This is a genomic window from Winogradskyella undariae, assembly GCF_013285155.1.
GTDB classification, from domain to species: domain Bacteria; phylum Bacteroidota; class Bacteroidia; order Flavobacteriales; family Flavobacteriaceae; genus Winogradskyella; species Winogradskyella undariae.
This window is the reverse complement of the sequence record NZ_JABTEL010000029.1, coordinates 1-8,568: the sequence shown is the minus strand read 5'-3', so window position 1 is coordinate 8,568 and position 8,568 is coordinate 1. Positions and strand designations below refer to the sequence as shown.

Below are 8,568 nucleotides of genomic sequence, written 5' to 3'. Positions count from 1 at the left end.
CGGAATATTCACAGGTTCGTAAAAGTTTACTAATTTAGTTGCTTAACCACGCAACTAACCATACACAACAACGTTGGCATTCATTGACGAAACGCACTCAAAATCTAATAAAATGAATAAATTACTAACAAACAGAAATCTGATAATTGCGAATTTTGCAATTGTCTCTTACTTTATTCTCATTTGGCTAATTAACTTTTACAAAATAGATTTTGTTCTAATAGGAGTTTTTAGAGAAATGTTGACAATACCATTTTTGATTGCACAAATTGTGTTTTTAGTTATTGGAATAAGATATTTGATGAAAAATAAAAGAAATCCACTAATAATAATTAGCTTTTTAACATTAGTTATTTGTTCAGTCATTACAATTGGTAGTTTCTTTTAAAATCGAATATAAGTAAGAATCTGAAAAACTGAATTGAAAACGAAATTTAGCAAGTTGAGAAATTTCTCACTCAATCGAAATTGAAAAAGTTTGCGGAATAAAACGCTGACCGAATTAACTCAAACTCTGGAGAAATTAAAAATGAAATTAAGCTGAATAAAAAAACAACGAAATGCCAACACCGTGTATAATTAATTGCTATGTTCTTCCCTACTTGCGAATATTCCTGCGGAATATTCACGGGTTCGTAAAAGTTTACTAAATTAGTTGCTTAACCACGCAACTAAGCATACACAAACACGTTGTGTACAATGCTGAAATGACAAATACGACAGACAAAATAATAGGAATTATAACTCTAATTTTCTTGAGTTTAATGACAATTGCGGAATTGACTAATCTAATCGGATTTGGCTCACAAGAATATTATTTACAGCATCCAGGATTCCCAGAAGGAACTGAATATTTGAACGAATTAAAAAGCGGAAAACTGAAATTAACACTTCTAACAATTTGTACTATCGGAATTTTGAGCTTGATAATATATTCAATGATAAAAAGAAATCGGAATTTAATTAGAAAACTTATAATTCTGACTTTTTCATTAGCTCTGTATTTGCCGATTTTAGCTTTTATAAATGGACAAATTATAAGTGGAATAATATTCGGACTGACTTTTATTACATTGATTATTTTAACAATAAAAAACGGAAAAACAAAACGGAATAAAAACACTGTACACAACACCGTATAAAATTAATGGCTAGTCCTCACCTACTTACGAAAATCCTCGCGGATTTTCTATCTGGTGTTTATTTGCTAAATTAGGTGCTTAAACACGCCACTAATCTTATACAATCACGTTAGCTCACATTTCTGAAAAAACCATATGAACATTAAATTAAAATCTGAAATTTTAGAAAAATCAATAACCATTGAGACATATCTATCACAAATTTTAATGAGGTTACTTGATATCGTTAATAATGAAAATAAAACTTTAAGTTACAAAGGAACAGCATTGTCTTTTAAAGCAAAAGTTGATTTGCTTTTTGATATTGAAAAAATCGAAAAAAACTTATACAATGATTTAGTTACATTTATGGAAATTAGAAATCAATTTATCCATAATTATGATACTAATTCTTTTGAAACTGTTAACCTGAGAATAAACAGGAAAAAAAGATTAATTGAGCTTTATAATTCCCAAACAGAAGTAGAAAAAAAAGATTCGTTTAATTATGAAAAAAAACTTAGAATTGGTTTCTTAAGTCTTTCAATAAAAATTATCCAAGATTTAGAAATTACAGAAAAATTAATTATAACTGAGAAAATTGAAATTCTGAATTCAAAAGTTGAAATTTATGAAAAAAATCACGAATTAGAATTTAAAGAAATTACTAATAAAGCTTTGGCTGACTCAATTGATGACGCAATGGAGTTATTAGATTCAAGTTTTAGTAAATCTGAATTTGGAAAAAAATTAAATCCAAATAGTAAATTGACTAATTATATAAAAAGTTCAATTTTTGGATTTCTTGAAAAGAATATGAGAAAAGAAATTGATAATTGGAAGAAAAAAAACGAGAGCTAACACCGTATATAATTTATTGCTGGCTTCTCGCCTACTTGCGAAAGTCCTCGCGGACTTTCTTGGTCGGTAATTATTTACTAAATTAGTTGCTTGAAACACGCAACAAACCATATACAACAACGTTCTACACCATTTGAAAGAAACATTGAGAACAGAATTAAAATATATTGAATTGAAGAGCGGATTTTCCGATAATGGAAATGCGTGGATTGGACTTGTCTCGTTTTCGAAAAGCGGAAAGACGATTTATTTTGACGGAAAAGCATTTCAAAGTCTAAATGGAATGGGAATTAGTGGAAATTATTTTGATTTGGAAAGCGGAGACGAATATTGGATTTCGGGAGTTAAAAAAGATATGTCTGACCGACACAAATTTGGCGGAGGAAAAATCTATGTGGAAAAACGGATTTTAAGTGAGTATTTGCAAACTATTGGAAAAACCGAATTACCAAAAGCTGATTACGAACTGACCGAAGTTCAAACCGAAAAGCCAATTGAACGAATTAACGAACTGGAAAACGAAAAAACTGAACCAACTGAATTTGGTGCTGATTTATATTTTAAACAGCCAAACGAATTGAGCGTTAACGAAATTGAACATCTGATTGCGGAATTAATTGCGGACGAAAAAAATGTCCAATACAATAAAGCCAGAAGAACATACAAGAAAAAGCGAATTGAATTAATAGCTGAACTTGAAAAAAGAGGAATAAAAACGGTGTAGAACAACGTGTATAATTAATGGCTAGTTCTCGCTTACTTACGAAAATCCTCGCGGATTTTCTATTCGGTTTTTATTTGCTAAATTAGGTGCTTAAACACGCCACTAATCATACACAAAACCGTTGGCAACAAATAAAAACCGCCACTTACTCGGGCGGAGGGAATACTCCTAATTGTAAATTTCTTTTTTTATTTGCTGCAATAATTAAAGCGTTCCTAGCTTCTGTTCTTGTTTTATAGCTTTTTAAATATTCCCTACCTATAAAAGCTCTAAAATATGGGGGTTTTTCAGTTTCTCCGTAAGTAGTTTCTATACTTAAAAAAACACCATTAGTATCAAAATAATCAACTAGTTTTCCATATTTAAAAGAATCCAGTAGACTATTAAAACCTTTAATAATTGCGTAATGAGACAACGCTTTTTTTTCTTTAGCTAATTCTAAATAATATAATTCAAACTCTTCTTTACATCTTTCTGTTAGTTCCATTGTTGTGTTTTATTTGCCTTCCTTCGTCAGTCAGGCGGTTTTTATCAGTAGCCAACACCTTATAAAAATAATGCTAGGCTTGTGTTTTATCAATGTTCCGTGCTTATTAAGTTACTTCTGAATTTCTTGCGAAATTCCTCATTCACTTAAACGCACTATTCTTATAAGTGGCACGTTAGCAGCAATGCAATTCGTACATTTTCGCCTAGTTTATTTTTCGGAGATTTTTTTTAGACTTTTAAGTCAGATAAATTAAAAAAACTCAACTTATTAAAACTCAGTTGACGTCGGACTTGTTTCTCATCCGCCAAATTAAAGCTTGTGAGATTGTAATCGCTAATCAGCATAACAACGTCGGACTGACAAGCAGAACGTGCAATTCTGAACGTTAAAATGAAAAACTGGACTTATAAAAACCACATTTGACTTTCGACTTGTTTCTTATCCGCCAAATTCTGTTCAGTTGGGATCTAAGTCATTCATCTACTCTACTACGTCGGACTGACTAGCAGAACGTACAATTCTGAAACTTAAAATAAAAAACTGCTGCTAACACCGTGTATAATTAATTGCTTCGTTTCTGATCATCTGGAATATTCCTTCGGAATATTCACGGGTTCGTAAATGTTTACTAACTTAGTTGCTTAACCACGCAACTAACCATACACAACAACGTTACAGCACATTTGAGAAAAACATTTCGCTAATCCAAAAGACCAGTTCACTCATTTTGAGTTTTATAATTGAACGTCTGACTTTAAATTTGGTGGAAATACATAAAATATGAAACGATTATTATTTTTTGCTTTACTTCTATCTTTCTGTAATACACTTTTTGCTCAAGAAATAAAAACTGACTCAATTCTGACTGAAAAGCAGAACGCTGAATGGATTTCGGAATTTGAAAAGCTGGATTCTAAATCCGAAAAAATAGCTGAAATAAAAAAGAAAATATTTGCAGACACCATTTACAAAAGACAAAAAAGCTATTGTCGAATTGTAATTAAGAATCAAGAAACAATTCAGGAAGCGATGGAAATTGCTAATTGTGAATGTAAAATTGTTTTTGTTCTTGGTTTTAAAAAAATAGCATATTCACTCGACCCGAATGAATATCCAAAAACGCATACAGTACTTGAATTAGTAACTGATGAAAATATTGACAAAATAACAGTACTGAAAGGAGATATTGCTTCAGCCTTATATGGAACTAATGGCAGATGTGGTGTTGTAGTAATGTATTCTGAAAGTCGAAAATTTAAACGGAAAATAAAAAACGTGCTGTAACACCGTGTATAATTAATTGCTGTTTTCTGCCTACTTGCGAATATTCCTGCGGAATATTCACGGGTTCGTAAAAGTTTGCTAACTTAGTTGCTTAACCACGCAACTAACCATACACAAAACCGTTGTACAACATAAGATGAAACAGACAATATTAGTGTTAATTATATTATTTACAACTAAATTATTTGCGTGTGAATGCGGAGAAATTAATGAAAAAAATATTGAAAAATTAAAGGAAAAAGTTGACTATATTTTTGTTGGAAAAGTTGTTGAGAATATAAATTTAGATAATAATGAAATATCCGATATTCTTTGGAAAAGGAATAATTCTGCGAACGAAGTCATAATAAAAGTTGAGAGAATAATTAAAGGAAAAATTAAAGCGAAATATATTTACTTAAATCAATTAAACGCAGGGAATTGTTCGAGAACCTTTAAAAAAAATCAAAATTATATTATTTCAGGTTTTGAAATTAATGAATTTATTGACTTAAGTCCGCAAACTGAAAAAAAAGAGAATAATATTGAGGAAATTGAAGAAAGTGAGGAGTTTAAAATACAAGAAATACCAATTGAAAAAATAAAAAAGCCAGAAATAGAATTCAAAAAAAACAAGTTTTATATAAGAAACATTGAAATTAATATCAAAAAATGGAATGAATTGTCTAAAACAAAAATTGTGATTTTGACTAGTTCTTGTATTTCTGGAACAATGGAAAGCAACTTTGGAAAAATAATAACAGCGGAAAAATAGAATTACGTTGTACAACACCGTGTAAAATTAATTGCTTGTTCTCGCCTACTTACGAAAGTCCTCGCGGACTTTCTATCCGTGATTTATTTGCTAACTTTAGTGCTTAAAACACGCAACTAATCTTACACAAACACGTTGGCAAACATATAAACGAACAATGAGATTCATCTACATAATTCTATTACTAATTCTGACTGTTGGCTGTTCCTCAAACAAGAATATATCGGAATTTGAAAAAGTTTTAGGAAAAGAAAATAACGAGACTCTGACTTTACTCGTGAACGACTTTGAAAATGATTTCCTAAAAAAGCAGTATCCTAATTCTGAACTAAACGAATCTTACAAAAAATTCTTGATAGATTATAAAAATGGAAGCCTTGAAAATTGGTTACCATTACCAAAAAAAATAACAGAAAGATTTAATTCAAGTCAATTGGAAAAAGAAATGTATTATCATCCAGATTCAGTTTGGATTTTACCAAATAGTTCCTTTGACAAAGTAGAAGAAGATTCCTTGAAATTTTTAGAAATAAATCAACCTTATATAAAATTAAGAAAAAAAGACTTGATACTCTCGAATCCTGAAAAAACAGTCTATGAATATGAACGTCACCAATATCTAAAAATAGATTCTTTAACGAATAAGGATTCGCTTATTAACAAGTTTTTAAATATAAAATATACTAATAGATATGGCGGAAAATATGTTATAGCTACTAATTATATCAGAAAATTAGGTGGATTTTACGAAAAGTTTTCTGACCGCAAAGGAATTATAAGTAAAGAACAATTTTGTAAGTTAGTCTTAACAGAAGCTGATTTGAATGACGAACTAGTTAGGAAATTAATTTTATTGGAATTAGTATTATAAATACGATTTGCCAACACCGTATATAATTTATTGCTAGTTCTAGCCTACTTACGAAAATCCTCTCGGATTTTCTATTCGGTTTTTATTTGTTAACTTAGTTGCTTAACCACGCAACAAACCATATACAAACACGTTGTGGTGCATTTAAAACGAAATTCAGAAATTGAAAGAAAAATTAGCGAAAATAGAATTTGACATAAAAAATGGGTTGAAATTTAAAGCTGCAGATAGATTGAGAAATATGATTAATCAATATCCGAATGAATCTGAATTATGGAATCGTTTGGCTGAATTATATTACGACAGTGGATTTTTAGCATCTGCAGGAAAATATTGGATTTTAACCGAACCAAAAGATGAACGAATCAAAAAAAGTGTTGAAATTTATGAGAAATCTGTAAACTATTCTGGAACGAAAATATTGCAGGATATTACATTTCGTGGAGACAAAACTAAACTTTCTGAATATGGAAAAAATAAGTTGACTGAATTGGAATTGGACAGTAAAAAAAAGTCAAATTATATTCCTGAATTCAAAAAACTAACGAACCGAAAAAAGAGAAATCAACAAAATGAAAAAAGGTCATTTAAAGACAAATTAATTGAAAAGTTGTTTTTCGGAATTTTAATTGCAATTGTACTTTTAATAATAATTGGATTTATAACAGTAATAAATTGGATATTCTGAAAATAAAAAACGACACCACAACAACATATATAATTTATTGCTGGCTTATTGCCTACTTACGAAAATCCTCGCGGATTTTCTTTGTCAGTAATTATTTACTAAATTAGTTGCTTAAACCACGCAACAAACCATATATAAACACGTTGGCAACAATTTGCAAATGATTCGTAATTGATGTATATTTACACCAAATAATCAAATTATGTCAAGACAAAGTATATCATTTACAGAACCTAACGACGAATGGCTGAAAGCTCAAGTCAATGGAAAAGAATATTCAAGCAAAAGCGAATTAGTAAACGATTTAATTAGACAAGCTAGAAAACAACAAGTCGAAATTGATTGGGTTCGAACTAAATTGGAAAAAGCTGAAAATAGCGGATTTACAAGCAAATCGAAAAATGAAATTTTAGCTCAATCAAAAACTTTACTTAATGGCTAAATATCGATTAAGTAACGAAGCTAAAAATGACTTAATCCGAATCCATCACTATGGAGTTAAAAAATTTGGAATGACTCAAGCGGATAAATATTTTGAATCATTCTTTGAATATTTTGAAATTATTTCCCAAAGGCCTTTTTCATTCGAGTCGGTTGATTATATAAAAAAAGACTACAGAAGATGTGTTTGCGGAATAGATAGTATTTACTATAAGATAAATAATGACGTTGTTGAAATAATGGCAATTGTCGGAAGACAAGATTTAAACGACATACTGTAATCTGAATAATAAAAACTGTTGCCAACACCGTGTATAATTAATTGCTTTTTACGTGCCTACTTGCGAAAATTCCTGCGGAATTTTCTCTGGTCCGTAAAAGTTTGCTAAATTAGCTACTAAACCACGCAACTAAGCATACACAAACACGTTAGGCGTAATTTGAGTAAACCGACAACAGAATGTCAAGAACAAGAAGAAAAACTAAAGAGGAATCATTTATTGATAGTCTAGAACATAGCTTATTTAATGTCAACCACTATAGAATTGACATTATAATAGATTATTTACATGCTTTTGAAAAATATTTAATCGACAAAACTTCGGAAATTCAAGATAAAATCTCTGAATGGCAAAATTCTGAAAAAGAACAAAAATATTCAGCAGTAGATTATTATATAGGTGACTATACAAACTACAACTCGAATTTTAAAAAACTGAAATTAGAAAGCACATTTTTAAGCTCATATTCTGTCTTTGAACATTATTTCAAATCCTTCTCTGAAATTTATACCGAATACTATAATTTAAAAATCAAAATAGATGATTTAAGTGGTAATAATTATATCAATAAATCAAAGCAATATTTAGAAAAAGTAATTAATCTAGACCTGAAAAATTTAAATAGCATCTGGAGGGAAATAACCAAATATCAAAGAATCAGAAATAAAATAGTTCACAACAACGCTAAATTTAATCCAAGTGAAAAAGAAACAATTAATGAATTATCGAAACTTAACGGTATTGATATAAATAGCTTCGGTTTAATAAACATTACCGATAAAGAATTCATTTTTAATTTTTGGAGTCTATTTAACGATTATATAAACGGAATTATTAAATTGACAGAAGAAAAAATAAAAACTACGCCTAACAACGTGTATAATTAATTGCTGGTACTCGCCTACTTACGAAAAGTCCTGCGGATTTTCTATTCAGTTTTTATTTGCTAAATTACGTGCTTAGCCACGCAACTAATCATACACAAACACGTTAACTACAAGCTGTCTCGCCAACTAACATTTTTCTTAAATTGAAACATCGTAAGCCCTAATT

Annotated in this window: 11 protein-coding genes; 10 read left to right on the top strand and 1 reads right to left on the bottom strand. The window is 29.7% G+C overall.

The genetic code is table 11. The features are described 5' to 3' along the window. Window positions 1-707 precede the first annotated feature (707 nt). The 3 genes from HSX10_RS18205 (at window position 708) to HSX10_RS18685 (ending at window position 2,706) form a co-directional block, all read left to right on the top strand. A complete protein-coding gene (locus HSX10_RS18205; RefSeq protein ID WP_173589682.1) occupies window positions 708-1,142 on the top strand; it encodes a hypothetical protein in 435 nt (144 codons plus the stop codon). A 135-nt stretch (window positions 1,143-1,277) separates the two neighbouring features. Further along, window positions 1,278-1,982, top strand: a complete 705-nt coding sequence (locus HSX10_RS18200) for a hypothetical protein (protein WP_173589681.1) — start codon at window positions 1,278-1,280, stop codon at window positions 1,980-1,982. A 133-nt stretch (window positions 1,983-2,115) separates the two neighbouring features. Next, the gene (locus tag HSX10_RS18685) at window positions 2,116-2,706 is read left to right on the top strand and encodes a hypothetical protein (RefSeq protein ID WP_217363324.1); all 591 of its coding nucleotides are present in this window, start codon (window positions 2,116-2,118) and stop codon (window positions 2,704-2,706) included. Between the two features lie 145 nt (window positions 2,707-2,851). Here HSX10_RS18685 and HSX10_RS18190 read toward each other — a convergent pair whose 3' ends face one another. Further along, window positions 2,852-3,193, bottom strand: coding sequence for a hypothetical protein (locus HSX10_RS18190; RefSeq protein WP_173589680.1), 342 nt, complete (start codon window positions 3,191-3,193; stop codon window positions 2,852-2,854). Window positions 3,194-3,976: 783 nt separating this feature from the next. Between HSX10_RS18190 and HSX10_RS18185 the strand changes: the two genes are divergently transcribed. The 7 genes from HSX10_RS18185 (at window position 3,977) to HSX10_RS18155 (ending at window position 8,402) form a co-directional block, all read left to right on the top strand. Then, a complete protein-coding gene (locus tag HSX10_RS18185; protein ID WP_173589679.1) occupies window positions 3,977-4,480 on the top strand; it encodes a hypothetical protein in 504 nt (167 codons plus the stop codon). Window positions 4,481-4,616: 136 nt separating this feature from the next. Further along, a complete protein-coding gene (locus tag HSX10_RS18180) occupies window positions 4,617-5,234 on the top strand; it encodes a hypothetical protein (protein WP_173589678.1) in 618 nt (205 codons plus the stop codon). A gap of 157 nt (window positions 5,235-5,391) precedes the next feature. Beyond that, the gene (locus HSX10_RS18175) at window positions 5,392-6,105 is read left to right on the top strand and encodes a hypothetical protein (protein WP_173589677.1); all 714 of its coding nucleotides are present in this window, start codon (window positions 5,392-5,394) and stop codon (window positions 6,103-6,105) included. A gap of 163 nt (window positions 6,106-6,268) precedes the next feature. Then, a complete protein-coding gene (locus HSX10_RS18170) occupies window positions 6,269-6,793 on the top strand; it encodes a DUF6584 family protein (RefSeq protein WP_173589676.1) in 525 nt (174 codons plus the stop codon). Between the two features lie 202 nt (window positions 6,794-6,995). Continuing rightward, window positions 6,996-7,235: a ribbon-helix-helix domain-containing protein gene (locus tag HSX10_RS18165; protein WP_066257237.1), complete on the top strand. Its 240-nt coding sequence runs from the start codon at window positions 6,996-6,998 to the stop codon at window positions 7,233-7,235. Continuing rightward, window positions 7,228-7,515 carry a type II toxin-antitoxin system RelE/ParE family toxin gene (locus tag HSX10_RS18160; protein ID WP_040492734.1) on the top strand — a complete coding sequence of 96 codons (288 nt, stop codon included), beginning with the start codon at window positions 7,228-7,230 and terminating at the stop codon, window positions 7,513-7,515. Before HSX10_RS18165 ends, HSX10_RS18160 begins: the two co-directional genes overlap by 8 nt. A gap of 179 nt (window positions 7,516-7,694) precedes the next feature. After that, window positions 7,695-8,402, top strand: a complete 708-nt coding sequence (locus tag HSX10_RS18155; RefSeq protein ID WP_173589675.1) for a hypothetical protein — start codon at window positions 7,695-7,697, stop codon at window positions 8,400-8,402. Window positions 8,403-8,568 lie beyond the last annotated feature (166 nt).

Bases quoted from the DNA above. Each gene is read 5' to 3' on its own strand.
- HSX10_RS18205 (WP_173589682.1), top strand. From the start codon at position 708: ATGACAAATACGACAGACAAAATAATAGGAATTATAACTCTAATTTTC.
- HSX10_RS18200 (WP_173589681.1), top strand. From the start codon at position 1,278: ATGAACATTAAATTAAAATCTGAAATTTTAGAAAAATCAATAACCATT.
- HSX10_RS18190 (WP_173589680.1), bottom strand. From the start codon at position 3,193: ATGGAACTAACAGAAAGATGTAAAGAAGAGTTTGAATTATATTATTTA.
- HSX10_RS18185 (WP_173589679.1), top strand. From the start codon at position 3,977: ATGAAACGATTATTATTTTTTGCTTTACTTCTATCTTTCTGTAATACA.
- HSX10_RS18180 (WP_173589678.1), top strand. From the start codon at position 4,617: ATGAAACAGACAATATTAGTGTTAATTATATTATTTACAACTAAATTA.
- HSX10_RS18175 (WP_173589677.1), top strand. From the start codon at position 5,392: ATGAGATTCATCTACATAATTCTATTACTAATTCTGACTGTTGGCTGT.
- HSX10_RS18165 (WP_066257237.1), top strand. From the start codon at position 6,996: ATGTCAAGACAAAGTATATCATTTACAGAACCTAACGACGAATGGCTG.
- HSX10_RS18160 (WP_040492734.1), top strand. From the start codon at position 7,228: ATGGCTAAATATCGATTAAGTAACGAAGCTAAAAATGACTTAATCCGA.
- HSX10_RS18155 (WP_173589675.1), top strand. From the start codon at position 7,695: ATGTCAAGAACAAGAAGAAAAACTAAAGAGGAATCATTTATTGATAGT.